The following is a 25,835-nucleotide window of genomic DNA, read 5'->3' as shown; positions in this document are numbered from 1 at the left end:
GGCTATTCGTGACCTCACGAATTAAACATTCGTTGTCGATTTCATTTCACGGCTGACATCGGAAGAGGTGTCCATCGCTTTATCCTTTACGTCTTTGGAAGCATTTGAAACCTCGCTGGACACGTCTGCCGATGCTTCCTTGACGCTGGACATAATGCTTTGGCGGCCTTCATTCACGGTGGCCATCACATCGGAGGCTTTGGTGCCCACGGTTTTTGCAAGCTCAGAAGCTTTATCGCCTACGGTGTAAGCAACTTCCTTCGTTTTATCCGTTACCACGCTCAGTTTCTCGGACAAATCCCCGCGCAGTTCGCGGCCTGGCTTCGGAGCGAACAACAGAGCTGCCGCCGCTCCGACCAGGGCGCCGATGAAAGCACCTTTGAAAAATGTGGAACCGCTTTGTACTGGATGTTCTTGTTCTGTGTGATTCATAACTTTCACTCCTTTTAGTTAATATAAAAAGAATATAGACACGAGAATCAGGCTGTACGTCTAAATAGCTTGGCAGCAAGACCGAGCAAGAATACGAAGATAGCTGTACCGATGATAGCGGGCACAATGGCAAATCCGCCGATGACAGGCCCCCATGCTCCGAAGAGCCATGGTCCGAGCCATGCGCCTACGAAACCAGCGATCATGGACCCGATAATTCCGCCCGGCATTTCATGACCAGCCAGCGCATCCCCGATGATCCCGATGATGATTGCCATTACGATGCTGATGATGATTCCCCACATACGATCGCCTCCTTTTTAAAGAGCAATGTTTTTCGAGTGGGCTTGCTTATCTCGTAATTAAACCTAAGGCCACATCGTGAAACAGGACAACGTTAAACGGGAGATAAAATGAAGTGTCCGTCCCCTACGGAATGATCGCCTGCTGTTATTTGCAGATTTTTGTACTATACTGAATACAGATTTGCAACAATCCCGGAATTATCGAGGATTATAGGTACCAGATATACACAGGTTTTTAAGACAGGAATACGGTCACAGACGGTTATAGAAGGAGTTATTTAACATGGATACTGTATTAGTGAAGGAATATCGGGCGGACATATTGGAGTGCGTCCACAATGGACATATATGTATTGTTAATGAACAAGGAAGCATACAGGCATACGCGGGAGATCCGGAATATGTCGCATTTACGCGTTCTTCGGCCAAGCCGATGCAGGCAATCCCCTCCATCCGTGGCGGGCTTGCTGACCATTATGGGCTGACGGATAAGGAAATCGCGATCATGACGGCTTCGCATCGGGCGGAGCCGGCTCATACCGAAGTATTGGAAGGCTTTGCCCGCAAGGTCAATATTAGTGAAGCTTACATGGTTTGCGCATCGAGCTGGCCGCTGGATGAGAAAAATAAAGAGGCTCTTCTGCGAGACCAGAGAAACAAGAGCAAATGGTTCCATAATTGCTCCGGGAAGCATTATGGCATGTTGGCCTATTGTCAGATGAAAGGGTACCCGCTGCTCGGATACGATCAGCCGGAACATCCACTGCAGCAGGAGATCCTTAAGACGGTCTCCTATTTGTCGGGACTGGCTCCCTCTGATATCCGATTGGGAACGGACGGTTGCGGCCTGCCGGTATTCGCCATGCCGCTTCGCGCTTTGGCTACAGCCTATATGAAGCTTGCATCCCCGGACCTTATCGAGGATGAGCCAACAAAAAGGGCGGTCATCCGAATCACGGAGGCCATGCACGCATCTCCCTATATGGTGGCAGGAAATCAAAAGGTGGACACCCTTCTCTTGGAAGACGATAATATTGTGGCCAAAGGAGGATTTAAAGGCGTGTACTGCTTAGGTCTGAAGAAGGAGCGGCTCGGCATTTCGTTCAAAATTGCAGATGGATCAGAAGAAGAATGGGGCTGGGTAGCGGAGTCCATATTGGAGCAAATCGGGTATAGCAACAAAATAACCATCGACCGCTTGAAATCCGCGTATCCCAAAGATTTATGCAACGATGAGGGCCTGAAAGTAGGCAGGGTGGAAACCGCGTTTATGCTGAACGGTGCTTAAGCATGACTGATTAGACCGGAAACCGCCGGGGTATTGATTAGTAAAAAAGGCGGAGGTGACCGGCCATGATTAAGATCATGACGGCAGCGGAAAGACATACTACCCATAAAGACGGTATTCATAGTGAATTCAGCTTTTCATTCGAGGATTATACGGATCCGCATAACGAGCATTTTGGAAGCTTACTGGCGCATAATGAATATATGCTTAAACCGATGGAGGGTTTTGATCGAAGGTTTCATCATGATTTGATCATTGTCCATTTGGTGCTGGAAGGCTCGTTAACGTATGAAGATGATACAGGGAAAGAAATCGAGCTGACTCCCGGTTCGATTCATGTCGTGAATACAGGCACTGGCGTGTACCATGCAGAGAAAAATGCCTCGTCCGAGGACGTACGCTACCTGGAAATGTGGTTTCTACCTGCGGAGCCGGACCTTGAGACCAGTCACCATCAAAGCGATTTTACACAGGAAGAGCGGTTGAACCAGATGCTTCCGATCATCGGGTCGGGCCATGGTGAATCCAGCTTGCCCCAATCGCTGGATGTTGTGATATACAGTACCATACTGGAGACAGGACAAGAACTGACGTACAGCCTGGCAGGGGATCGGAGAATGCACCTGTACGTCATTAGCGGTCAAGTCGAAATATCGTCGGAAGACGGCAAGTTTGATATTACTGCGGGTGATGCCGCCAGGATACAGCGGCGTCATGAGCTGACATTTCGAGGGAACTCAAGTAAGGGGATCTCGGAAGTGGTGATGATCGATATGCCGTAGAGAAGGACAACAAAGCCCCCGGAACATCGCTTGGATCAGCGAAGTTCCGGGGGCTTTGCTATAAAAGGGCTAATGATGATCTACTGGTTCCCGCGCAGCTGCCCGAGCTCCGATACAACTGCTTCCACTTCCGATATACTCAGGTTTTGCTTATTCATGACCATATCGTACAAATCATAAATATCATCATATTGGTTAACCGAGAAGGCGGAGGCTTGCATGGCAGCACCTGTAGCCATCCGAAGCTTGGTTTTAATCTGTTCAATCATATACTCGACATTAGCTTGTGATTTTTCACTCAAATCCATGGATTAACACCATCCTCTCATAGGCGGATTTACGATTTTCATCCCTGTATTGTACCATGTTACCGTGCGGCTCGACCAATGTTTTTGCCATCGGAGACAGAGATAGGTTAAAATCAGGAAAAAAAGGTTTTTTAGGCTGTAAAAAGCAAGGTTTTAAGCGATGTAATCAAGGAGGAGGTCCGTCATGAGCGAACAAGCCGGCAAGACGCCAGGCGTACAGGCTGTAAAAGCTAAAATGTCGGGGCATGAACTGGCGGATTTTTTTCGGACGATTTCGCAGCGGCATGCGCTGGATAGCATCGTATTTTTATGTATTGGCACTGACCGTTCCACAGGAGATGCACTCGGACCGCTAACAGGAAGCCGGCTCTCGGAATACGGTGTCCCGCATGTGATCGGGACGCTGCCCGAACCGTGTGACGCTTTTAATCTTGAGGCAAGACTTCAAGGCATACCTGAGGATAAGTCGATTATTGCCATTGATGCATGCTTGGGACAATCCTCGTCAGTCGGATATTTCTTTACATGCGAGGGTCCACTGACGCCTGCCCAGTCCGTCGGCGGGAGGCTTCCGGCAGTGGGGGATTATAGCGTGGCAGCGGTTGTGAACGTCCATGGACCGAAGCCGTATTGGACTCTTCAAGTGACGTCCTTATACCAAGTCATGGGGATGGCGGAGCAGATAGCGAAGCAAGCCGCTATTGCCTTTGGCCTTAGGCCGTAAGACATGGCGTTTCAGCCGGGGTTGTTTTTGTTTAATAATAGATCATTCTTTATAAAATAATGGGTGTCTATCACATGGCATCCGCTGAATAGAAAGAAGGGTATCGCTATGGAAAAAGTACAATGCAACGGCAGCACGATTTGTTATGTTGATCAGGGACAAGGTGAGCCGATCATTCTGCTTCACGGTTTCTGTGGAAGCTCCGCCTACTGGGAACAGGTACTGCCATTTCTTCAAGGCTTCAGAGTCATTGTACCGGATCTCCGTGGTCACGGGCGGTCTGATGCACCGATGGGATCGTATACCATTGAACAGATGGCAGACGATGTACTGCTATTGATGGATGAGCTCGACATTCCGAAGGCAGCGTTACTCGGTCATTCCCTTGGAGGATATATCACGCTCTCCTTTGCCCAGCGTTACGCTTCTCGTTTGAACGCCTTTGGCCTGATTCATTCCACAGGCTACCCGGATTCGGACGAAGCGAAGGAGAAGAGGGTGCAGGCGGTCAGCACCATCCAAGGGGAGGGCATTACGGCTTTTGTTGACGGATTGGTGCCCGGCTTATTCGCTCCGGATACGAAGGATAACAAACCGGAATGTATTCAGCGGGCGAAGGAGATAGGCTATCTAACGCCACCTCAGGGAGCAATCGGAGCGGCGCTGGCGATGCGTGAGCGTCCGGACCGACGCGATGTGCTCTCCGCGTCCACGCTGCCTATCCTGCTGGTAGCAGGGGAGAAGGACGGATTGATTCCGGCAGAGCGTACCTTTACGACAGACCATGACAACGTGACTCAATATGTAATCGAGGGCGCAGGACATATGAGTATGATGGAGACGCCGGAGAAGCTCGGCGAGGTCATCACTTCTTTCATGGGACGGCTTACGAATGAATAACGCATGAGAATCTTTCAATAGTTTATAATGAACGGATACCCCCTAGCGGGATATCCGTTCATTTATTTTGTGCCCAGACGCGCCATACCTCGTATGCTTGGCCGGCCGAAGTAGAGCGAGAATGGGAGGGGGAGGTCGGGAACTGGAATTCTGGCCCCGGATAGCCTACAATTTAATCGTGATCCGGCTTGAGTTTGAACCGGCAAATTTCTCTCTTGTAAAGGATGATTCGCTAAAGGCTGCCCCGGCATTCCTTCTTGGTTTCTTGGCAGCTGAACGCAGTATAGTAAAGATGAAGATCAGGAATACGCTGCATCTGACATGGATGCAGGTTGGGGGTGCGCGTATGTTTCGCAGGGATTATCTCGTGCGGCTAATTGAGGATATGACACAGATGATTGCCAAGGTGTTTTCGCTTAAGCAGGAGCGCAAGCACACAGAAGCGCTATGGGAGCTGGATGAGCTCTTCAAACGACAGTTCCGGTTGAATTCAGAGCTGCTTCGCTCATTGTCCGCTGCCGATATTGAGCAGCTATTTCGCAGTCACGGTTATCTGGAAGCGGACAAGCTGCAAAGCGCCGCCAGGCTAATGGAAGAGGAAGCATCCCTGCTGCTTGAGCTGGAGCGTGAAGAAGAAGCCGTTATGCTCTATACCAAGGTCTTTCAGCTATATTTGAAGTCGGCCCTGCAAGGAGCGGATTTGAAGCTGATCGGGTTGACGGAACGGATCGGTATGGTGAGAGAACGTTTAAGGTCGTATGCATGGACAGAAACAGCAATGCGGGATTACTATGCGTATACGGAGCAGCAGGGGATGTACGCAGAAGCGGAGAACACCCTCTACCAACTGCTGGATAATGGCAAGATGGAATATGGCGAAGCTGTGCAGTTCTATCAAAGATTGCAGCTGAAGCTGCCTGAGGATTTGGCGAAGGGGGGCTTCCGCTGGAGGAAGTCCACGAAGGAATGGATGAGCTTAAGCGTCGTTTTCCGCATGAAGCGGTGAAAGGCGACAAGTCGTTGACCTAAGCGGGATTAACCTGTCTATCATATAAAGAAAGCGAGATGTACCTTTTGGATGCATTAAGAAAATTGATTCACAACATCATGGAAGAAGGATCATTGATCACAGCTACGCTAAGCCAGCTCCGCAAGCGGGAAGGCATGACCTACAGCAAAGTAACGGTTAAGCCCGTAGAGCTCAAGAACAAGCTGCACTATCAGTTTGCCTATTATTCCGGAACCAAAGTCACCCATCAGAACGTGCCGGCCGATGAGGCGGAGGCCGTGCTGGTTGACATGTTCGAGAATGTATTCCGGCAAGCGATGATGTATACGCCGGAAGCGGACTATCAGGTTCTGATCTCGAAGAAATACAAGGTTTCGATTCTGACCAAATCCCCCTCCAAGACAAAAACGGATTTGTCCCATAACCGGAAAAAGACATATATCCTTGAAGAGGGAGAGCCTGTTCCGTTTCTGGTGGAACTCGGCATCATGAGTGAAGAGGGCAAAGTATTTGCCCGCCGATACGATAAGTTCAAACAGATCAACCGGTTTTTGGAGATGGTTGAGGATGTGCTTCCCCACCTCCCGGAGGACCGTCCACTGACGATCGTTGATTTTGGCTGCGGCAAATCCTATCTGACCTTCGCTTTATATCACTATTTGGCGGTAACCGCGCGCAGAAAGCTGAATATTGTCGGTTTGGATCTCAAGGCGGATGTCATCGAACACTGCAGTATGCTGGCGAAAAAACTGAATTACACCCAATTGCAGTTTCTTGTCGGGGACATTGCGGAATATGACGAACTGGAGCAGGTGGATATGGTGGTCACGCTGCATGCATGCGATACGGCAACAGACGCTGCGCTGGAAAAAGCGGTTCGTTGGGGCGCTTCAGTCATTCTGTCGGTGCCTTGCTGCCAGCATGAGCTGTTCTCCCAAGTCCAAAGCCCCGTGATGGAGCCGCTGCTGTCCCACGGTATATTGAAGGAACGCTTCTCGGCCCTTGCCACGGACGCCATTCGAGCCAAGCTCCTCGATCTGATGGGTTACAAGACGCAGCTGCTGGAGTTTATTGATATGGAACATACTCCGAAGAATATATTGATCCGGGCGGTTAGCGGTTCTGCGGGAGATCGGGATAAGCTGTGGCAGGAATATACCGCGTTCCGCGATTTTTTAAGCGCCTCTCCATATCTTGAACGGGCGTGCAAGGACTTGCTGCCGGATACGTAAAATACATCATGCCGATTCCGGAAAAAGCGATGAAAGTGCGACTGCATTTTCATCGCTTTTTTAGATAGTCAGAAAGTATAAACTTCGGGGGGCAAGCGGCCTTATAGCGCTGATGAGTTCCCCGACGCTGCTTCAAGAATAACAACGTATGTCCTTGCCCACAATGCTAATAGATGGTTTGGCCACGAAGGACGGATGCCTTGCAAGGAGCAGCCGGGGGAATGGTTATGCATCGGAACGGGGGCGCTGGTTCATGGCATGGAGGACCCTGCATCGTATTTGCGGGATGATGCTGATTGCACTTGTCTTTGTGGCAGGTATCCGGAGCGGAATGTTTTTTGACGGGGATGTCTATGGGGTCGGAGCAGGGTTTGGGATGCTTCTGCTGCTTATGATGGCAGCTAAACGGCATGATGGAATCCAAGGCTGGGGAATTCCTGGCACTGGCATGATATCTTCTGGCTTGGTTAATTTAGATAAAGGGTTGCGAGTGGTATTGGGGTGCATCTGCGGAATGATTCTCATGTATGTGCTTCATGGGATCGGGCGACCGCTCTCACTGGAAGGCACGATGAAGGAGATCATCCTGTGGGGAAGTTATGCCTCTTTTACAGCTGTTGCCTGGCGTATAAGCCGTACAGGTGACGGCTTACGTTTGATGCAAATAGGCTGGCATCTGTTGGGCGCTGTGCTGTGCGGGAGTGCTTTGCTTGCCGTGTATGGGCTTTTGGAGCTGCCGTATGGGATCTATCATACGGCGGATGCGAACATCAGCGCGTCCGGCGCGAGGCTTGGCGGCCTGCTTCAGTACCCGAACACGTTCGGGGCCGTGATGGCCGCCTTCCTGCTGGAGCGGCTGTTCGCGCTGCCGCCCGTCCTGCGGACCCGGACGGGCACGCTCCGCGCAGCGGCTGCCCTGCTGCCGCTGCTGCCCTACACTGCCGCGCTGCTCCTGACGGAGTCGCGCGGCGCCTGGCTCGCGGCCGCACTCGCGTGCGCGGCCGGCTTCGCTAAGGAGCGGCGTGCCTTCGCGCCGCTCCTGGTGGCCGCAGCCGCGCCATTGGCGAGCGCGGCGCTGCTGTACCGCCAGCTGGCTGATGCCAAGCTGGCTCCGGCGGTGCTGCCCGGCCTGCTGTGGCTGGCCGGGCTTTGGGCCGGCGGTGTCCTCGCCGGCCAGCTGCTGTGCCGCTGGCGGCACAGCGGGGGCCCGCGGCGGCGGCATGCCGCGCCAGGGGCCCTGGGCGCTGCGGCGCTGCTGGCTGCCGCAGCCGGAGCGGTGATCCTGCATCAGGTGCAGGATCGGACCCTCGGCGGCGCGGCAACGCTGAGCGCGCGCCGCCTCCTATACAGCGACGCGTGGCAGCTGGCCCGGTCGTCGCTGTGGCTGGGACGTGGTGGGGAGACGTGGCGGCAGTCCTACCTTGCCATGCAGTCCCAGCCCTACGTGGGTGCCGAGGTGCACAGCGGATATATGGATATCCTGCTGAATACGGGAGTGATCGGGCTGCTGCTTGTCCTTGTTTTGGTTAGCTTTATGGTGGCAAGGCTTATTGCTGTGAGCTCTCGGCTCATGCCCGCTGTCCTCGTGCTGATCGTGCACGCGGCTGTGGATTTTGACTGGAGCTTTGGGCTGGTATGGCTGCTGCTGTTGTGGCTTACGGTAATGGGCTTCGCTACGACTCCTTCTGGTCGGGAAGTGCAAAACGGACCTCATACAACTCAAAGACGCAAACGGTTCAAAATAGGGAGGAAGCGGCTAGCTGTTTATAAAACGAAGCGGGAATATCCGCCGTTACAGTCGCTGTCACTGCTCCGGGTTACGGCGATCATTCTGCTCGCGGTCTGGGTTCTTCTCGCTGCTGCGCTGGTCATCAGCGAGGTCAAAGAGCGATGGGCCGCTTCGGAACCGCCCGGAGCGCAAATAGCGCTCCTTCAATCCTCGTTAAAGTGGAACCCCGCCAACACGGAGGCAACATTGAGCCTGGCGGATTGGCTTCCCCCAAGCCAGCGAATCCCGCAGCTGAAGCGAAGTTTGGTGTATGCACCGAATCACCCGGAGCTGAGCTGGAAGCTGGCAGAGGCTTACTCGCTCCGAGGCCAATCGGAAGAGGCGGCAGCTTGGTATCTAGCGGCCATCAATCGGGATCGGTTCAATGATGTCAAACAAACCCGAGCCGTGCTGAAGCTGGCTTCCCTCGCAGATTGGCACCGGACGGCAGGAGAATCCGTCAGCTCGGTTGAAGCGGCCCGGACCGGGTTAAATATCTTGAAGCGCTATCGTTCCCTTGCGGCAAATCTTCGTGAGATGGATTCTCATCGGAATGACCGGGAATTCGATCTGTCTATACTTGCGGTAAGGCAAACCACCCGATTGGAAAAAACGTTGAATGGGGGAGGAGCACGAAAGCATGCGGCAAGGCAGCCTGAACAGGCAGATATCCCCGCCCGCCGCTAACTTGAATCGTGTGTCGCAATCTATAGCGGCTTATCGCGTGCCTGCCCGTTCAGGATAGTTGCTAGTACAAGGAAGGGCAATGTTATCCGCCGAAGGCATCCCGGAAGGCCGAGGCCAACTGACGTTCCGGAACCTCCCATAGCTCGGCCAGTTCGCCGCAGACTTCCTTTTCCCACCAGTCGCACAAAAGCTTCTTATTGCTGTAGTTTTCGTGGATCCAGATCAAATTGCCTATCACCTTCCGGTAATACAATTCTTCGCCTTGCTTCAAGGATTCCGGAGGAAGGTACAGCTTGAGACGTTTGGTCGTGCGGTATAATTCTTTGCTGCAGGCCCGCCGTATACCGCGCGGGGAGGGGGGCTTGCTGCCCGGTTGTTTGGCATGGGGAGAATGCATGCGTAACTCACTCCTTTGCTTCACCATATGTCCCGAAACGGGCGAAAGTCACTGTGCCGCCTATAATTGGGCGCAGTAGAAGGCATGTCCTGAGCTGTGTTAGAATAGGCTAGTATAAGAAATCAACGCAGGAAGAAAGCGGGGGACAAGCGTGGAATTCTTATACGAGGCTGTAGGCCGATTGTTTGAATGGATCCAGCAGCTGGGCTATTTTGGAATCATGATAGGTTTAATGGTGGAGGTCATTCCAAGCGAGATTGTACTTGCCTATGGCGGTTATCTGGTATCCCTAGGTGAAGTTAACTTTATCGGAGCCATGATTTTTGGTACCGTTGGCGGCGTGCTCGCACAGTTGTTTATCTATTGGATCGGCCGTTACGGAGGCAGGCCCTTTTTGGAGAAGTACGGGAAGTACATATTGATTAAGAAGAAGCATATCGATTACGCTGAAGAATGGTTCGGCAAGTATGGTACCGGCGTTATATTTACGGCACGGTTTGTACCGGTGGTACGGCATGCGATTTCCATACCGGCAGGCATATCCAAGATGCCTGTGGGAAGGTTTACGCTGCTGACCACCCTAGCCGTTATTCCATGGACGGCATTATTCTTATACCTCGGATTGCTTCTGGGCGATCAATGGGAGCATATTGACGAGAAGGCAGGTCCGTACGTGCAGGAAATTCTGCTGGGGGCATTGGCCGTCATGATTCTTTATTTTCTGATAAAATGGATAAAATCATCGAAGGCGAGGTCGAAATAACGAATGAGTATGAATATGGCAAATCATTTGGGGACAGGCATATCTCCACAGCAATTTATGGACGGCATGCAGAAGAACCAGGAGACGTTCAAGGCAGGATATGAACAGTTTGTCTGGGAGAATGAAGAGGATAAAGAGTTTTTTGAAAGCCTCAATTTCAGGGATGATCTGCGGGTCCTCATTCTGGCAGCGGATTGGTGCGGCGATGTTGCGCGCAATATCCCTGTCGTATTTCGCGCGATGGAGACCGCGGGAATTGAGACGGAAGTGCTGATTATGGAAGAGAATCTGGACGTCATGGATCAGTTCCTGACCATGGGTGCCCGTTCCATTCCGGTTGTTATTATTTCGGATACCGGGGGACATGTTCTCGGCACGTGGGGACCGCGTCCGGCGCATGTTCAGAAGTTTATGATTGAGTTCAAGCAGAACAATCCGGATCGTGAAGCATCGGACTATCAGGACAACCTTGCGGTCGCGCGGCAAAGCATTATTCAAGCCTACGGGGAAGGGTATGAGTTCCACGCTGCCATCATTAAGGAATTGCGTGAACTGATGTCAGGGTTCTAATCATGACACTTCATATTGAGACCTTTAATTTAGGACCGCTTCAGACGAATGCATATTTACTGACAGGGCCTGTAGAAGGCAAAGCGATCATTATCGATCCTGGCATGAACCCGGGGCCGCTTGTGAAGCGAATAGCCGATTTGGAGATTGAAGCGATCCTGCTGACCCATGCGCATTTCGACCACATGGGGGGCGTTGAGGAGATCCGCAAGCTGAAGGGCTGTCCTGTTTACCTGCACACCCTGGAGAGTGAATGGCTGTCCAATCCGAAGCTTAACGGCTCGATGATGTGGCCGCAGGTAACGGAACCGCTGTCCACCGAGCCGGCTGAGTACGATTTGGCGGATGGACTTGAGCTGCAGCTCATCGGACATACCTTCAGCGTCTTTCATACACCGGGACATTCCCCCGGAAGTGTAAGCTTTAAGTGTGGAAATGATCTGTTTTCCGGCGATGTGCTGTTCCGTCTTGGGGTTGGGCGAACGGACCTTCCTGGAGGCCGTGAACGTGATTTGATTGATTCCATTCAAAATACGCTGTATACCTTCCCGGATGAGGTCGTTGTGTATTCCGGCCATGGTCCTCGAACAACCATCGGTTATGAAAAGCAGCGGAATCCTTACGTTCCTGCCAGACGATAAGATAGCTTCCGACATAAATCGGGAAACTTTGTCTGGACAAACCTGGACATCATTGATACAATACGATTAATTAATTGTTACCCATGCGAAGCACGCAGACTGTGGAATTCATCCCGGTTTGCGTTCTTTTATTTTATGGGGAGTTTTTTGGCATGGACGTGATTAGGGGGAAACGCCAGTGAGGAAAGATCATCTATCGCTGTTGAACGGGAGTGTTACAAGAAGCGAAGCGATTGATCGACAACCGGAGTTCCACCGGCAGATTCAGACGGAAATATCCTCAGTTGTCTGGGACAGGCTGGTGAAGGATGAAGGGATCGCGCAGCAGCCATGGCATCATCGGCTGCAGGTTATACGATTTAATCAATAGATGACATGCGAACATGACACCCTCATCATGAACTGAATGGATTCTTTCTATTGGAGAGGGCAGCCGATTTTTAGTCGGCTGCTTTTTTTTGCGTTTTTTACAGATATCGATGAATTTCTTACCGTCATGATAGGTTTTAATAATTGATATCATTCGGTACAGGATAAATATAAAACTCCATTTGAACGATTGGCTGTTGTTAATCGTATTACGGTTGGAATGCGAAAGAAGGTGATGATTTTTTCATGATCCCTGATGAAGAGGGCTTGATACAACAAGCGCAATTAGGAGATGCAGCGGCTATGGCGCTGCTGTTCAAGCAGCATTATTCCTTTCTTTATAAATATTTGCTAAAAGTGACGATGGACCCGATGGTTGCAGAGGATACTGCACAGGATACCATTGTTCGATGCATGGAGAATATGAACCGTTATAACGGGACTTCGTCCTTCTCCTCCTGGATGATTACCATTGCTACCCGGTTGTTCATAGATAGCACCCGGCGTAAGAAACGGGAGAAGAAATGGCTGGAGCAGGAGGCGGTTCAGTCGGCAAGGCGGATGCGCTGGCAGATGGAGCGGCGGGGAGAAGATTGGACGGATATGTTGAATGGATTATCCCGCTTATCTGAGGATCACCGGATTGCCATCCTGCTGAAGCATTATTACGGCTATAGCTATGATGAAATCGGAACGATGCTCGGTATTCCCGAAGGAACGGTGAAATCACGAACAGCCTACGGTATCAAACAGCTGCGAAAGGAGATGGGTGACGATGGTCAAAGGACCTGAGCATGAGGACGAAATATGGATTGAAGGATTTACCAAAGAAATGGAGCGGGTGGATCAATTGTTTGAGGATGCGCCATCCCCATCCCTGGAAGGATTGCATACGCTGGCCGTTCATACCTTGGAGCGCAAGCGGCGGCGGATGAAATACGAATTGCTGCTCTTTCTTCTGATTTCACTCTTTATCGTTGGTGGCGGATTGATGGCTGCCTTGGCGGCGCCGAAGATCCTACTGTTTATTCACGGGTTCGGCATGGTTGCCGGGATTTCCGTTCTTGTATTTTCCAAGAGTCTGAGATCTGCCGGAAAGAAGGGGATCTGATGAATGAAGTTAACGAGAGCCCGCTGGGAGTGATCATCCTTGCCGTTGTGCTTGTGCTGATTCAAGGGACATGGCTTTTCTTGGATGCGAGGAAGCGGGGGCTTGGCAAGATGGCTTGGTTCTGGGGGATATGGGGGTCTACGACAATGCCGATGCCGCTGCTCTTTTACTGGATATTCGTCATCCACAAAGATGACCGCAAGTCTTAAGTTTCTTCATTATATACGGAACATGGGGGATTATTATGGAAATTAATTGGGGATTGATCTGGCCGATTCTTGCATTGCAAGCCATTCTCGCAGTAACGGGGCTGATATCTTTGTTTCGGGCAGAGCCGGCAAACATACGTGGACCGAGATGGGTATGGGTGTTGATTATACTGCTGGGTAACCTTCTTGGCAGCGTTGCTTATTTTGTTGCGGGGAGGAGAGAAGCTTGACGGAAAAAATTTTAAGCATTCATGAATTGACCAAAAGCATAGGAAGCATCACGCCGGTTAAGGGCATTTCATTTGAATTGCAGCGAGGAAGCTGTACGGCCCTGCTTGGTCCTAATGGTGCCGGCAAAACAACTACACTGCGGATGCTGGCTGGATTAATACCTCCAACCCGGGGTGAGATCCGATATGGTTCAGCCGATACGCAAACGAACGGCTGGCGTCAACGGACCGGTTACTTGCCTCAGTATCCGAAGTTTTACAGCTGGATGTCGGGCATGGAGTACTTGTCTTTCAGCGCCAAGCTGTCGGGAATATCCGGACGAGAGGCTAATAAGAGAAGTCGGGAAGTCATCGAAATGGTTGGCCTGGAGCAGGCAGCCAAACGCCGAATATCCGGTTACTCCGGCGGAATGAAGCAGCGGCTTGGCATTGCTCAAGCGCTGGTGCATAAGCCTGAGCTGATCATGCTGGACGAGCCGGTATCGGCGCTTGATCCGATCGGGCGTCGTGAGGTTATGGACCTGCTGGGCCGCTTGCGCGGGGAAGTCACCGTTCTGTTCTCAACCCATGTGCTTCACGATGCGGAGGAAATCTGCGATGACATGGTACTGATGGTAGACGGGGAAATTGCGGAGAAAGGCGCGCTTAGCGAACTTCGCACGAAATATCGCCAGCCGGTCCTATCGATTGAGGTTGAACCGGGGGAGCGGGAGGTTGCTTGGCTCGACAGTCTTGTGAACCGTCCTTATGTGCATGAGATCGAACTCGGCAAACGCGGCGCCAAGCTGATGGTGACGGATATGGATCTTGCGCGGGCTGCTTTAATCAAGGAGCTTGCCGATGACGAAATCGAACTGCTTCGTTTTGAAGCAGGCACGTCTTCGCTCGAGGATATGTTTATGAAGGTGGTGGGCTCATGAAGTCGTTCTGGATTTATTATCAAAAAGAAATGCTCGAGGCAAGCCGGACCTATAAATGGATTTGGGTACCTGCAGTCTTTCTGCTTCTTGGCATTATGCAGCCGGTTTCCACCTATTATTTGCCGGATATCCTGACCATGGCCGGGGAATTGCCCCCGGAAGCGGCGGCATTATTTACCGTCCCGTCCGCCGAGAATGTCATGGCATCAACCTTGAGCCAATTCAGCACCATCGGCCTGCTGGTGCTTGTGCTGGCGGGAATGAACACGGTAGCAGGGGAGCGAGCCACCGGCACGGCTGAGCTTATTCTCGCCCGCTCGGTATCCACGATCCCCATGATGTCTGCCAAATGGGCCGCCTTGATGACGCTGCTGGTCGTTTCTTTTGCGATTGGACTTGGCGGTGCTGCATATTACACGTATCAGCTCATCGGTCCTTTGGAATGGGGATCGGTTACCAGCGGCGGGGGCTTATATGCTGTATGGCTGGCCTGGATCGTAACGCTTGTGCTGCCCCTCGGTGCCGTCCTTCGCGGGCCGGCTGCGGCCTTCATCAGCTTGGCAGTTGCCGGCGTACTTTCGCTCTTATCCGGTTTGCTGCCCTCCCGCGTTCTATGGAGTCCGGGCCGTTTAAGCAGCATGGCCGCTGAGCGAATTCTTGACGCAGGGAGCAGCGCGTGGTCACCGGTACTCGTTGCCATGCTGATTATGGCGGTGTCGATTATCGTTGCCGCGAGGCTGCTTAGAAGGAGTCCGCTGTCCCCGCAATCCTAGTTTTCATGGGAGATTCAGGTTTTATCTGAATCACATGGACATCTCTATCTTTTTTTAGTAGACTATGAAGACAAGAAAAACGTCATCGACGTACGTTATCGGAAGAGAGACCGTATTTAGCGGAAGTTTTTCTTGCGAGATAAGGATGATAAACCTCTGAAGTTTATATTTTCTTATCTCTTAAAAAAGGATAGACACTCAGGAGGTAGACGATGCTGCGTTTAGGGGAAAAGATTACAATCGTTGCGGACGCCTTTGAGCAGAATCTTCCAATCGGTCAATACGGTTATATCATCGCTTATGACCGAAATCCGGACAATGCGTTCGATTACGTCATTCGGATTCCGAGCCTCAACCGTAATTTTTTTGTTCCGGCAGATGATGTCGAGCTGGAATCAATCGTGTTGAAGCAGGAAGCTGAGCGGGTCGAGCGGGAAGCGCTCATCGATTTCGCCCTGTCGACATATAATGAGAAGCTGTTTCATCAAGTGATGAACGGCGAGTTGGAAAGTGTTGAAGAGGAAGAAGAAACCAAGGAAGCAATATCCCAGGCGGATTTCATCAAACAAGTGAATCTTCGTGCTTGGATTTAGAAGAGTCGGCTGAGGCCGACTCTTTTTTTGATGGAATGGAAAAGTAACTTCGAAGCAGCAAGCTTCAAGCTGTTTGGATTGAATCTTGCATGCTTCTACAATATAATGAGAAAAGTTGTCGTGACAGACTTTACCCCTTTAACTGGATAGGGGCATGAAGGAGGATGCAAAGCCATGAGCATTACCGATAAGGATGTTCAGCATGTAGCGAAGTTGGCCCGTTTGAATTTGACGCCTGAAGAAGAGCAGATGTTTACCGGCCAACTGAATGCGATTTTACAATATGCCGAGAAGTTAAATGAATTGGATACAGAAGGTGTTGAGCCGACTACACACGTGCTTCATCTCAGCAATGTCATGAGAGAAGACGAGGTGCGCGAGAGTTTACCTATTGAGAAGGTGCTGCTTAACGCACCGGATGAAGAAGACGATCAAATTAAAGTACCTGCTGTTTTGGAATAGCCTGAAGGGAGGATACACACTTGAGTCTGTTTGATTACAAGTTAACGGAGATACATAATAAGCTGCAGAATAAGGAGCTTTCCGTAACCGATCTGGTTGACCAAGCTTTTACCCGTATTTCCGAACGTGAGGATCGGGTGAAGGCATTTATTACTTTGGACGAAGAAGGCGCTCGTTCATCCGCCAAGGCTTTGGATGAGAGGCTGGCTTCAGAGGGAACGCGTGGACTGTTGTTCGGGCTTCCTGTCGGAATCAAGGATAATATCGTGACAGAAGGACTTCGCACCACATGCGCTAGTCAGTTTTTGTCCAATTTCACGCCGGTTTATGATGCAACGGTTGTCGGTAAATTGCGTGCAGCGGATACGGTGACAATCGGCAAGCTGAACATGGACGAGTTTGCAATGGGAGGCTCCAATGAGAATTCCAGCTTCTATCCCGTGCGCAACCCATGGGATTTAGAGCGGGTACCCGGCGGGTCAAGCGGCGGCTCGGCTGCGGCCGTAGCTGCAGGTGAAGCCTACTTTGCGTTGGGGTCGGATACAGGCGGCTCCATCAGGCAGCCTGCCTCTTATTGCGGTGTCGTGGGACTGAAGCCAACCTATGGCCTCGTATCCCGTTTCGGCCTTGTTGCCTTTGCATCATCGCTGGATCAGATCGGGCCTTTGACGAAAAATGTGGAAGATTCCGCTTATGTCCTGCAAGCCATTGCCGGTTACGATCCGATGGATTCGACATCTGCCAAAGTGGACGTGCCCGACTATCTGAGCGCATTATCCGGAGACGTTACCGGTCTTCGCATTGCTGTGCCTAAGGAATACCTGGGCGAGGGCGTTGACGCTGAAGTGAAGGAAACTGTCCTGAACGCACTGAAGGTGCTCGAAGCGATGGGCGCTACCTGGGATGAAGTTTCCCTCCCGCATACCGACTATGCGGTAGCAACATATTATTTGCTCGCTTCTTCGGAAGCCTCGTCGAACCTGGCCCGCTTTGACGGCGTGCGCTATGGCGTTCGTTCCGACAATGCAGGCAGCCTGATCGACTTGTATCATGAGTCCCGCAGCCAAGGCTTCGGCGATGAGGTGAAACGCCGCATCATGCTGGGTACCTATGCGCTTAGCTCGGGTTATTACGACGCCTATTATTTGAAGGCACAGAAAGCCCGTACACTTATCAAGCAGGACTTCGATAAAGTATTCGAGCAATATGATGTCATCATCGGACCTACAGCTCCGACTACGGCTTTCAAGCTCGGAGCTCAGGTCGACGATCCGCTGACGATGTATTTGAATGATATCCTGACGATTCCTGTCAGCTTGGCAGGTGTGCCGGCAGTCAGTATTCCTTGCGGATTCGCGGACGGACTGCCTGTAGGTATGCAAATCATCGGCAAAGCCTTTGATGAGTCGACCGTACTGCGCGTCGCGCATGCCTATGAGCAAAATACTGAACACCACAAACGGCGGCCTGAACTGTAAACCGGCGGCAGAGAAGGAGGGAAACAATCGATGTCTACATCAAAATATGAAACGGTTATCGGATTGGAAGTGCACGTAGAGCTGCATACGAATTCCAAAATATTTTGCGGCTGCTCCACTGCGTTTGGAGCCCCGCCGAACACACATACATGTCCCATCTGTCTTGGCCATCCCGGCGTGCTGCCCGTATTAAACCGCCAGGCTGTGGAATATGCCATGAAGGCTGCGATGGCGCTGAACTGCACCATCGGCGATGTCAGCAAATTTGACCGCAAGAATTACTTCTACCCGGATTCCCCGAAAGCATACCAGATTTCCCAGTACGATCAGCCGATCGGTGAGAACGGCTGGATCGATATTGAGGTGGACGGAAAGACGAAGCGAATCGGGATTACCCGGCTTCATCTGGAGGAGGATGCAGGTAAACTCACGCACGTGGATGGCGGTTATGCCTCGCTGGTTGACTTTAACCGCGTAGGAACGCCGCTGGTTGAGATCGTGTCTGAGCCTGAGATCTCAACGCCGGAGGAAGCCAAAGCTTATCTGGAGAAAATGCGTGCGATTATGCAATACTGCGACGTATCGGACGTGAAGATGGAAGAAGGGTCGCTTCGCTGCGACGCTAACATCAGTCTTCGTCCATGGGGACAGAAGGAACTCGGCACGAAGGCCGAGCTGAAGAATATGAACTCCTTCCGCGGCGTACAGCGCGGCTTGGAATATGAGCAGTACCGGCAAACGGAAATTCTCGATGAGGGCGGCGTGATCGTACAGGAAACCCGCCGCTGGGACGAAGCGCAGGCAAAAACCTTCTCCATGCGCGGGAAGGAGCAGGCGCACGACTACCGTTATTTCCCGGACCCGGATCTGGTATCGGTGCATATTAGCGAAGAGTGGAAAGAGGCCGTTCGTGCGACGATTCCGGAGCTTCCGGATGCCCGTAAGGCACGTTATGCATCGGAGTATGGATTGCCGGATTATGATGCCGCGGTCATCACGTCGTCCAAGCTGCTCGCCGACTTCTTCGAGGACAGCTTGAACTATACGAAGGATGCTAAATCCGTATCGAACTGGATCATGGGAGATTTGCTGGGTTATTTGAATTCGAACAATCTGGAGCTGTCTGAAGTGAAGATCACGGGCCAGGGCCTGGGCGAGATGATCGGATTGATCGAGAAGGGAACCATCAGCAGCAAAATCGCCAAAACCGTCTTCAAAGAGATGCTGGAGAGCGGCAAGCTACCTGCGCAAATCGTTGAGGAGAAGGGCCTTGTCCAAATCAGCGATGAAGGTGCGATCAAGAGCATTGTCGAGCAGGTGGTTGCAAACAATCCGCAATCCGTGGAGGACTACAAAGCAGGTAAACAGAAAGCGATCGGCTTCCTGGTGGGTCAAGTGATGAAAGAGAGCAAGGGAAAAGCCAATCCTGCGCTGGCCAACAAACTGCTGGTTGAGGTGCTGAACGGATAATCAACGTGTATCCGTCATGTTCTTCGAATTGTTTTTTAGGTAATGGGAGCTTGCCCCGCATCAGGGGCAAGTTCCTTTTTAAGATATCGGAAAGTATAAACTTTCGGAGGGTCTGCTGCCTGATATCGCAAGAAAAACTACCGCTAAACGCGGTCTTTCTTCTTTTGAGAGCACGTCGATAGACGCTTTTCTTATAATAACTTGGTCAGGGGATGAATATATGATAAGAGCATTATCTTTGGAGGATAGGGATACCGTCCAGCAGATATGGAGTCTGCAGCACATGGCGTACCCTTTGGAAGCTGAATTAATCGGATTCTCGGAAATCCCTCCGCTGCAGGATACCTTCGATACGATCCGTTCGAGCGGGGAAACCTTTTTTGGTTATATTAATGAAGAAGGAGATCTTATCGGAGCAATCGCAGTCGAGCCGGAACAGGAGCAGGTCACCATATCACGAATGATGGTCCATCCGGGTCATTTTCGCAAAGGGATCGCGGGGACATTAATTCGCCACGTGTTGGAATCCTATAAGGAGGCGCCCATGTTCGTGGTCTCAACAGGGACGCGCAATACGCCTGCGGTAACCTTGTATGAGAAATTCGGGTTTGTTAAAAATCACGCTTTTGAGGTTGCTCCGGGTGTGGAATTGACCGAGTTCCATCTTCATATACAATGAATGATAAAGCATAAGCGACTGAAGCAGACGTGAGGGGAGTATCGTTCTTTTGAATAATCCTTGGGTGATAGATAATGTATCCATTTTATTAAGATTGCTGCTGGCTATGCTGCTTGGCGGCTTGATCGGTTTTGAACGGGAACGTTCGAACCATGCTGCAGGACTGCGCACGCATATATTGGTATGTTTGGGTTCTACGCTTATTATGCTGTTATCCATTTACGGTTTCTCCGATTTTGTAGACGAGATTAACGTTCGGATTGATCCAGCGCGCTTGGCAACGGCCGTCATTACAGGGATCGGTTTCTTGGGTGCCGGTACCATTCTGTTTACAGGAAAATCCATTACCGGACTAACCACTGCTGCGTCCATCTGGGTTGTGGGGGCCGTGGGGTTAGCGATTGGGGCCGGTTTTTATTTTGCCTCGATCGTATCGACGGTGCTAATTCTTCTTAATCTGGTTGTCTTCAATAAGCTGGAGCAGCGTTACATCCGCGGCAGCAAACTGCATCTGATTACTGTCCACGCAGCAAATACGCCGAATATTTTGGATGACATATCCGCTGTTCTGGAGGAACAGGAATTCGTGATCAAGAAGCTTATCGTTAACGAACGAAGCGGTGCGGCATACGGGGAGCTGCAGCCTGCGGTATTAGGGCTCGAAATCTCGCTGCAGGTCTTGACCGATCGCAAATTCGAACCGATGGAGATCACCCGGCAGTTGCGGGGAATCGGCCATGTAACGATGGTAACGGCTGAATAGGATAGGAATGAAGCATAACAAACGGCTACTGCTGAGCCACCGGCGGTGCCGTTTTTTTGTAGGTTTGCCAGCTTTCTGCGGACGGTCTATCCAGTTTTTTGCCAGTTACTTCAGCTCCTTGTTGGGGTACTATCAAAGAAAAACATCGTAAAACAGCGCCTGTCCCAGGATGTTTGGAAGGAGGCGAGAAGGTTATGAATTTAACACCCGAACCACAAACCCAAGTCAGCAAGAAGAAACGGCATCAGGTCCAGGTTAAGCGACACCCGGGGCTGCAGCGAAAAAAGCGGAAATTATATGCACTTCTATTAGCCGCTCTCATTCCGGGTCTGGGTCATGTGTACCTCGGTATGTACCGTAAGGGGATAACATTTATAATGTTGCTGCTGCTGGACATATCGGCGCTTTTATATTTTTCTTCCATTGGAATGCAGATCAATGTACCGCTGCTTGTCGTTCTGGGTCTTCTGATACCGGTGGGGTATTTTTATAACGTGTATGACGTGCTGCAGGCAGCGGAATATATTATTTCCCGAAAAAGACGCGGTGAGGCAGCGGCTGCTGCTTCCGAGGACGGATCAGGACGGAATCATCCGTTCCGGGGTGAGCGGGGAATCGCTTTTGGCCTCATGTTGGTTGTTACCGGGACGCTGCTCATTTTGTTTCACCAGAAGCCGCCTTGGCTGCAGGCAGGAATCCGAGATTATGGTGCGGAAGCCTCTGCTATCATGCTGATCGTTATCGGGATATGGGCGGGGATCCGGGAAGCTCTCCGCCACCGAAGAGACAAGGGCAAATCCTTGTAACGCATACAGTGGTACGGTGATAACCGATGAGGGGAGGAGACGGATGAAACATAAAATTAGAGTGGGACGATATACAGCCGCCTTGCTGCTTGTATGCACGGGCATATTATTGCTGTTGGACGAGTGGAGAGGCACGGATTATATATTTATGCTCCAGCGCTGGTGGCCGCTGTTGTTTATCCTGTTCGGCGTTGAATATATAGTCAGGTACACGCTGTCGCGTCTCTTGGGCAGACGCAAAGAATTTCGGTTTCGGCCTGACTTGAGGGGGATTCTGCTGGCAGTGGCTGTTACGGCCTCCGTATTCGTCATTTCCCAGCAGGAGCATTTTCTCCATCTCTGGAATCGGGTGAGCCTGAATTTGACGGCAGCGGGAGTGGATTACAGCGAAGCTGAAGGTAACCGGTTCGAGAAGCCGATATTGGAGATTCCCGTTGAGCTTGAAACCGAGAAAATCATCGTCGATCACTTAAACGGGGACATCTCCATCACAAGGCAGGATGTAGACGATATCAAGGTGGAGACGGAAGTATGGGTCGATCAGGAGCAGCCCGGTTTAGCCGAAGCGATCGCCGAGCAGTCGACGATCGAAGTGGGGGAAGGCAAGACGATTACGATTCGGTCCAAGGGGAAGGCCTATGGAGAATCGGGCAAACGGCAGCCCCGTATGAATGTGAACATCGCGGTTCCGGATGATCGACGATTCAATTTTGAGATACGGACGATGAACGGAGCCATAACCTTAAACCGCGTGGAAGCGATTGAGAATATTTTGCTGGAGAGCGGTAATGGACCGATTACGATGGATCGGATTTATGGAAATGTTACGGGCAAGACCTTAAATGGCGATATTACGGCGCGCGGCGTTACCGGTCATATTAAAATGTCCACTAACCGGGGGAATATGCTGGCTGTCGACATTACGGGCGAAACGGATTTGACCACGCAAGTGGGGAATATGACGGTAAAGCGAACGACCGATCATATCCGGGTTCAGACGAGAAACGGCAACATTCTGATCAGCGGGGTAGAGTCGCAATTAAGCGCTGAATCCCTCAATGGTGGAGTGGCTATACGTTCAACCCGTATTGGTGGCGATTGGAATGTGTATAGTGCGGTTGGAGAGATGAATCTTCACGTTCCGCTCGAGGGTGATTACAAGCTTGAAGGGACGATTAGCTACGGCAGCATTCTGACGACGCTGCCCAATCTTCTGATTGAACAGAAAACCATTTCCGGCGAATCCGGTACAGGCGAACATTCCATTCATATAGAGGGAAACAGCAATCTGAACATTTACCGAAGCTATCCGGAACAGGAGGAAGGCCGGAACAGCGGGGGGTGGACGCCTCTCCCGGATTGACAACAATCCAAGAAACGCCGTACAATGAAGGCTAAGAACGATATAAGTTTTGTAACACCCAGTTAAAACTTGAAGGCGGTGGGCAACCATGGGAACTTCCGTACAGCATGCGCTGGAACAACTGAAAACGACCGGTGTCCGTATCACGCCGCAACGTCATGCAATTTTAACGTATCTGGTGGAATCTATGGGCCATCCGACAGCGGATGATATTTATCGGGCTCTGGAACCTAATTTTCCTAGTATGAGCGTAGCCACAGTATACAACAATCTAAAAATGTTTATTGAAGCCGGCATGGTGCGAGAGTTGACGTACGGGGACAACTCGAGTCGTTTCGACGCTAACGTATCGGACCATCATCATGTCATATGCCAGAGTTGCGGTAAAATTGAAGATTTCAGCTATCCGTCCCTTGAAGATGTTGGAATACAAGCGGAGAAAAGCACCGGGTTTGAAGTAAAGGGACTACGAATGGAGCTGTATGGGCTCTGCAAGTCCTGCCAATAGACGCCGGTTGTTATAAATAAACGTGCGGAATGAACCATTCCACACGTTTTTATTTTTAAGGGCGCTATTTGGCGTTAAGGAGTTAGTAATGAGCGAGAGTGAAATGGGGGAGTAGTTTGGCAAGAAGAAGATATCGGGGAAAGAAGAGGCGCACGAGAGGGGGCTCTTTCTTTCTGGGGTTGTTGTTGGTCGCGGCTGGCGCTTGGTGGGTTGTCACCACATTATTTCCGAACCAGACCTATACCGTGCCGGATTGGCGTGGAATGGACAAGCCGATTTTTGTTCAGGGAGAGCTAAAGGAACAGCCTGCCCGGGGCTCCGGCGAAGAGCTGCTGCTGCCGATAACGGTTATTCAGGAGAGCGTGGATGCCAACATTCGTTATGAGGAAGAAACAGAATCCGTCCTTGTAACGACTTCGGAATCCGTATTCCGCATGAAGATGGAGAGCACGAAGGGCGAGCTGAATGGCAAGGGAGTTACCATTCCCTACGCACCTAAGCTGATTGACGGCATTGCCTATGTTCCGATTAAGCCGCTCAAACAGCATTATGGCGTGAGCGTTCACGAGGACTCGGCGACAGGCGCCATTATTCTGATGCGTGCGGGGGATTCGATTCAGCTTGCCGAAGCAGCACCCGGTAATCCTGAGGAAACCGTGGCTCTACGTGAGAGCGGGGAGAAGAAGTCTCCGATTGTATTGGACATGCCGGCCGGTGAGCGGCTTCGCGTATGGCTTGAAGAAGAGGGGCGGTTATTCGTTCAGGCAGATAACGGGTATACGGGATATGTTCCTAAAGAGCAGGTTAAACTTGGGGACGTAAAGGAAATTCCGATGCTTGCGCAGACTCCTTCGCGGGCAGAGCTGGAATGGAAGAACAAGTCGGTCAATCTGGCATGGGAAGCTGTTTATAACAAAAATCCAAGCACGGATAGCATTGGCGAACTGCCCGGTGTCAATGTGGTCAGCCCGACCTGGTTTAGCATTGTGGATGGTGAAGGCACGGTCAAATCTAAAGCCGTTAAGCAGTATGTAAGCTGGGCCCATAACAGGAACATGGAGGTTTGGGGTCTGATGGACAACAGCTTCGATCCGGATATGACAACCGAGGCGCTGTCTACTTTTGATAGAAGATCGCATATTATCAAGCAGATGCTGGCTTATGCCAAACAATATAAACTCGACGGAATCAATATCGACTTTGAAAATGTTCATACCAAAGATAAGGATAATGTCGTTCAGTTCGTGAGGGAGATGAAGCCGCTGGCCAAAGCCAGAGGGCTTATCGTTTCCATTGATGTTACGCCAAAATCGAACAGCGAGATGTGGTCGCTCTTTCTCGATCGGAAACGACTCGGAGAGACGGTTGATTACATGATGGTGATGGCTTATGACGAGCACTGGGCCGCGAGTCCGAAAGCGGGATCCGTATCCTCGCTGCCATGGGCCGAGCAGTCGGTAAGGCGAATCATGGAAGAGGACGCGGTACCGTCATCCAAGCTGGTGTTGGGCGTACCGCTATATACACGGGTCTGGACGGAAACAAGCGAAGCGGGAGAGACGAAGGTGTCCTCCAAAGCGATTGGCATGGAGAAGCTGCAGGCCTTGCTTAAGGAACAGAAGGTGAAAGGTACGCTTGATGCCGGTACAGGACAGAATTATGTCCAATTCACGGAGGGAGAATCCATCAAGAAAATATGGATGGAGGACGGCACTTCTCTGCAATCCCGAGTGAATATGGCCAAAAAGCTGAAGCTTGGCGGCATTGCTTCGTGGAACCGAAGTTTTGCCATTCCGGAAACCTGGCATGTTCTGAAGACGATACATGAATAAAGATTAGTAGGACTTATTTTCATATCATAATAAAGAACCCGGTTATCACGAGGATAACCGGGTTCTTTATGTTTAATCGTCTTACAGGTTGCAAATCCTATTGAGATAGCAAGTTTCTGCAAATCACTTTAGGATCTGGTCTGCTGGGCTTCAAGCTCTTCTGCTGTGATGTTGGCCTGACTTGGATCCAGTGTCAAAATCGTATGGCAGAACATGCAGCGGTCGGTTTTACCCAACATCTTGGTCAATTTATTGCATTCCGGACACTGAATTTGGACCGCACTCGTGGATAGCATACCCGCCCAAAAGTAAATGCCGAGACTCCCCAGCATCATAATCAGGCCAAACACCAATCCGATTCCGGCAAATATTTTGCCTGCTTGGCCGAAGAATACGATTCCGGCTGTACCAAGCACCATAAGGCCCATACCCAGCATCGTCAGCAGCAATCCCCAAGTGCGGA

Annotated in this window: 32 protein-coding genes (1 of these 32 cut by a window edge); 27 read left to right on the top strand and 5 right to left on the bottom strand. The window is 51.1% G+C overall.

The window, feature by feature from the left end; all coding sequences use genetic code 11:
• Positions 1 to 21: 21 nt before the first annotated feature.
• Complete coding sequence (locus BJP58_RS15585; RefSeq protein ID WP_194544586.1) at positions 22 to 432, bottom strand: YtxH domain-containing protein; 411 nt, start codon at positions 430 to 432, stop codon at positions 22 to 24.
• 47 nt (positions 433 to 479) lie between these two features.
• Positions 480 to 737 (bottom strand): GlsB/YeaQ/YmgE family stress response membrane protein, encoded by a 258-nt coding sequence (locus BJP58_RS15580; RefSeq protein ID WP_194544585.1) that lies wholly within the window; start codon positions 735 to 737, stop codon positions 480 to 482.
• Between the two features lie 283 nt (positions 738 to 1,020).
• Between BJP58_RS15580 and BJP58_RS15575 the strand changes: the two genes are divergently transcribed.
• Entirely contained in the window at positions 1,021 to 2,025 is a 1,005-nt protein-coding gene (locus BJP58_RS15575) for an asparaginase (protein ID WP_194544584.1), read from the top strand.
• A gap of 65 nt (positions 2,026 to 2,090) precedes the next feature.
• Positions 2,091 to 2,807, top strand: coding sequence for a pirin family protein (locus BJP58_RS15570; RefSeq protein WP_194544583.1), 717 nt, complete (start codon positions 2,091 to 2,093; stop codon positions 2,805 to 2,807).
• 80 nt (positions 2,808 to 2,887) lie between these two features.
• Here the strand turns inward: BJP58_RS15570 and BJP58_RS15565 are convergent, their stop codons facing one another.
• Complete coding sequence (locus BJP58_RS15565) at positions 2,888 to 3,115, bottom strand: DUF1128 domain-containing protein (RefSeq protein ID WP_015737472.1); 228 nt, start codon at positions 3,113 to 3,115, stop codon at positions 2,888 to 2,890.
• 184 nt (positions 3,116 to 3,299) lie between these two features.
• Here BJP58_RS15565 and yyaC point away from each other — a divergent pair, with 184 nt between their 5' ends.
• From yyaC to BJP58_RS15540, 5 genes are all read left to right on the top strand, one after another.
• Positions 3,300 to 3,839 carry a spore protease YyaC gene (gene yyaC / locus BJP58_RS15560; RefSeq protein WP_194544582.1) on the top strand — a complete coding sequence of 180 codons (540 nt, stop codon included), beginning with the start codon at positions 3,300 to 3,302 and terminating at the stop codon, positions 3,837 to 3,839.
• A gap of 108 nt (positions 3,840 to 3,947) precedes the next feature.
• Positions 3,948 to 4,739 carry an alpha/beta fold hydrolase gene (locus BJP58_RS15555; RefSeq protein ID WP_194544581.1) on the top strand — a complete coding sequence of 264 codons (792 nt, stop codon included), beginning with the start codon at positions 3,948 to 3,950 and terminating at the stop codon, positions 4,737 to 4,739.
• Positions 4,740 to 5,031: 292 nt separating this feature from the next.
• Positions 5,032 to 5,745 carry a DUF6483 family protein gene (locus tag BJP58_RS15550; protein WP_233355085.1) on the top strand — a complete coding sequence of 238 codons (714 nt, stop codon included), beginning with the start codon at positions 5,032 to 5,034 and terminating at the stop codon, positions 5,743 to 5,745.
• A 59-nt stretch (positions 5,746 to 5,804) separates the two neighbouring features.
• Entirely contained in the window at positions 5,805 to 6,980 is a 1,176-nt protein-coding gene (locus BJP58_RS15545) for a class I SAM-dependent methyltransferase (protein ID WP_194544580.1), read from the top strand.
• 253 nt (positions 6,981 to 7,233) lie between these two features.
• The gene (locus BJP58_RS15540) at positions 7,234 to 9,435 is read left to right on the top strand and encodes an O-antigen ligase family protein (RefSeq protein ID WP_233355084.1); all 2,202 of its coding nucleotides are present in this window, start codon (positions 7,234 to 7,236) and stop codon (positions 9,433 to 9,435) included.
• Positions 9,436 to 9,517: 82 nt separating this feature from the next.
• Here the strand turns inward: BJP58_RS15540 and BJP58_RS15535 are convergent, their stop codons facing one another.
• Positions 9,518 to 9,832, bottom strand: coding sequence for a hypothetical protein (locus BJP58_RS15535; RefSeq protein ID WP_071219599.1), 315 nt, complete (start codon positions 9,830 to 9,832; stop codon positions 9,518 to 9,520).
• Between the two features lie 151 nt (positions 9,833 to 9,983).
• Here BJP58_RS15535 and BJP58_RS15530 point away from each other — a divergent pair, with 151 nt between their 5' ends.
• From BJP58_RS15530 to BJP58_RS15435, 20 genes are all read left to right on the top strand, one after another.
• Positions 9,984 to 10,595: an undecaprenyl phosphate transporter UptA gene (locus BJP58_RS15530; RefSeq protein WP_194544579.1), complete on the top strand. Its 612-nt coding sequence runs from the start codon at positions 9,984 to 9,986 to the stop codon at positions 10,593 to 10,595.
• A gap of 3 nt (positions 10,596 to 10,598) precedes the next feature.
• Positions 10,599 to 11,165, top strand: a complete 567-nt coding sequence (locus tag BJP58_RS15525; RefSeq protein ID WP_194544578.1) for a thioredoxin family protein — start codon at positions 10,599 to 10,601, stop codon at positions 11,163 to 11,165.
• A gap of 2 nt (positions 11,166 to 11,167) precedes the next feature.
• Positions 11,168 to 11,806, top strand: a complete 639-nt coding sequence (locus BJP58_RS15520) for an MBL fold metallo-hydrolase (RefSeq protein WP_194544577.1) — start codon at positions 11,168 to 11,170, stop codon at positions 11,804 to 11,806.
• A 178-nt stretch (positions 11,807 to 11,984) separates the two neighbouring features.
• Positions 11,985 to 12,176, top strand: coding sequence for a hypothetical protein (locus BJP58_RS15515; RefSeq protein ID WP_071219595.1), 192 nt, complete (start codon positions 11,985 to 11,987; stop codon positions 12,174 to 12,176).
• Positions 12,177 to 12,421: 245 nt separating this feature from the next.
• Positions 12,422 to 12,967 carry an RNA polymerase sigma factor SigY gene (sigY, locus tag BJP58_RS15510; RefSeq protein WP_194544576.1) on the top strand — a complete coding sequence of 182 codons (546 nt, stop codon included), beginning with the start codon at positions 12,422 to 12,424 and terminating at the stop codon, positions 12,965 to 12,967.
• On the top strand, positions 12,951 to 13,286 hold the full coding sequence (locus tag BJP58_RS15505; RefSeq protein ID WP_071219593.1) for a YxlC family protein: 336 nt from the start codon (positions 12,951 to 12,953) through the stop codon (positions 13,284 to 13,286). The genes sigY and BJP58_RS15505 overlap by 17 nt, the downstream gene beginning before the upstream one ends.
• Positions 13,286 to 13,495 (top strand): hypothetical protein, encoded by a 210-nt coding sequence (locus tag BJP58_RS15500; RefSeq protein ID WP_071219592.1) that lies wholly within the window; start codon positions 13,286 to 13,288, stop codon positions 13,493 to 13,495. Before BJP58_RS15505 ends, BJP58_RS15500 begins: the two co-directional genes overlap by 1 nt.
• 35 nt (positions 13,496 to 13,530) lie before the next feature.
• A complete protein-coding gene (locus BJP58_RS15495; protein WP_071219591.1) occupies positions 13,531 to 13,725 on the top strand; it encodes a PLDc N-terminal domain-containing protein in 195 nt (64 codons plus the stop codon).
• Positions 13,722 to 14,645: an ABC transporter ATP-binding protein gene (locus BJP58_RS15490; protein WP_194544575.1), complete on the top strand. Its 924-nt coding sequence runs from the start codon at positions 13,722 to 13,724 to the stop codon at positions 14,643 to 14,645. Before BJP58_RS15495 ends, BJP58_RS15490 begins: the two co-directional genes overlap by 4 nt.
• Positions 14,642 to 15,418, top strand: a complete 777-nt coding sequence (locus BJP58_RS15485; protein WP_194544574.1) for an ABC transporter permease — start codon at positions 14,642 to 14,644, stop codon at positions 15,416 to 15,418. The genes BJP58_RS15490 and BJP58_RS15485 overlap by 4 nt, the downstream gene beginning before the upstream one ends.
• A 212-nt stretch (positions 15,419 to 15,630) precedes the next feature.
• Positions 15,631 to 16,011, top strand: a complete 381-nt coding sequence (locus tag BJP58_RS15480; RefSeq protein WP_071219588.1) for an ATPase — start codon at positions 15,631 to 15,633, stop codon at positions 16,009 to 16,011.
• A 174-nt stretch (positions 16,012 to 16,185) separates the two neighbouring features.
• Positions 16,186 to 16,473 (top strand): Asp-tRNA(Asn)/Glu-tRNA(Gln) amidotransferase subunit GatC, encoded by a 288-nt coding sequence (gene gatC, locus BJP58_RS15475; protein ID WP_071219587.1) that lies wholly within the window; start codon positions 16,186 to 16,188, stop codon positions 16,471 to 16,473.
• 20 nt (positions 16,474 to 16,493) lie between these two features.
• A complete protein-coding gene (gene gatA / locus BJP58_RS15470; protein ID WP_194544573.1) occupies positions 16,494 to 17,951 on the top strand; it encodes an Asp-tRNA(Asn)/Glu-tRNA(Gln) amidotransferase subunit GatA in 1,458 nt (485 codons plus the stop codon).
• 30 nt (positions 17,952 to 17,981) lie between these two features.
• Positions 17,982 to 19,421 (top strand): Asp-tRNA(Asn)/Glu-tRNA(Gln) amidotransferase subunit GatB, encoded by a 1,440-nt coding sequence (gene gatB / locus BJP58_RS15465; protein WP_071219585.1) that lies wholly within the window; start codon positions 17,982 to 17,984, stop codon positions 19,419 to 19,421.
• A gap of 220 nt (positions 19,422 to 19,641) precedes the next feature.
• Entirely contained in the window at positions 19,642 to 20,100 is a 459-nt protein-coding gene (locus BJP58_RS15460; protein WP_071219584.1) for a GNAT family N-acetyltransferase, read from the top strand.
• A gap of 49 nt (positions 20,101 to 20,149) precedes the next feature.
• A complete protein-coding gene (locus BJP58_RS15455) occupies positions 20,150 to 20,863 on the top strand; it encodes an MgtC/SapB family protein (protein ID WP_071219583.1) in 714 nt (237 codons plus the stop codon).
• 194 nt (positions 20,864 to 21,057) lie between these two features.
• Positions 21,058 to 21,669: a hypothetical protein gene (locus BJP58_RS15450; protein WP_194544572.1), complete on the top strand. Its 612-nt coding sequence runs from the start codon at positions 21,058 to 21,060 to the stop codon at positions 21,667 to 21,669.
• A gap of 43 nt (positions 21,670 to 21,712) precedes the next feature.
• Complete coding sequence (locus BJP58_RS15445; RefSeq protein ID WP_194544571.1) at positions 21,713 to 23,032, top strand: DUF4097 family beta strand repeat-containing protein; 1,320 nt, start codon at positions 21,713 to 21,715, stop codon at positions 23,030 to 23,032.
• An 88-nt stretch (positions 23,033 to 23,120) separates the two neighbouring features.
• Positions 23,121 to 23,540 carry a peroxide-responsive transcriptional repressor PerR gene (gene perR / locus BJP58_RS15440; RefSeq protein WP_071219580.1) on the top strand — a complete coding sequence of 140 codons (420 nt, stop codon included), beginning with the start codon at positions 23,121 to 23,123 and terminating at the stop codon, positions 23,538 to 23,540.
• A gap of 116 nt (positions 23,541 to 23,656) precedes the next feature.
• Complete coding sequence (locus BJP58_RS15435; RefSeq protein ID WP_194544570.1) at positions 23,657 to 25,372, top strand: glycosyl hydrolase family 18 protein; 1,716 nt, start codon at positions 23,657 to 23,659, stop codon at positions 25,370 to 25,372.
• A gap of 128 nt (positions 25,373 to 25,500) precedes the next feature.
• On the opposite strand, the gene BJP58_RS15430 is transcribed toward BJP58_RS15435, so the two are convergent.
• Positions 25,501 to 25,835, bottom strand: the 3' portion of a protein-coding gene (locus BJP58_RS15430; protein WP_071219578.1) for a YgzB family protein. It continues 31 nt past the right edge of the window; the window shows 335 of its 366 coding nt (coding positions 32-366); its start codon lies off the right edge, out of view; its stop codon occupies positions 25,501 to 25,503.

Origin of the sequence: Paenibacillus sp. JZ16 (assembly GCF_015326965.1) — a bacterium.
Taxonomy (GTDB): domain Bacteria; phylum Bacillota; class Bacilli; order Paenibacillales; family Paenibacillaceae; genus Paenibacillus_AQ.
Note: the sequence above shows the minus strand (reverse complement) of the source record. Positions and strands in the feature narration are given on the sequence as shown.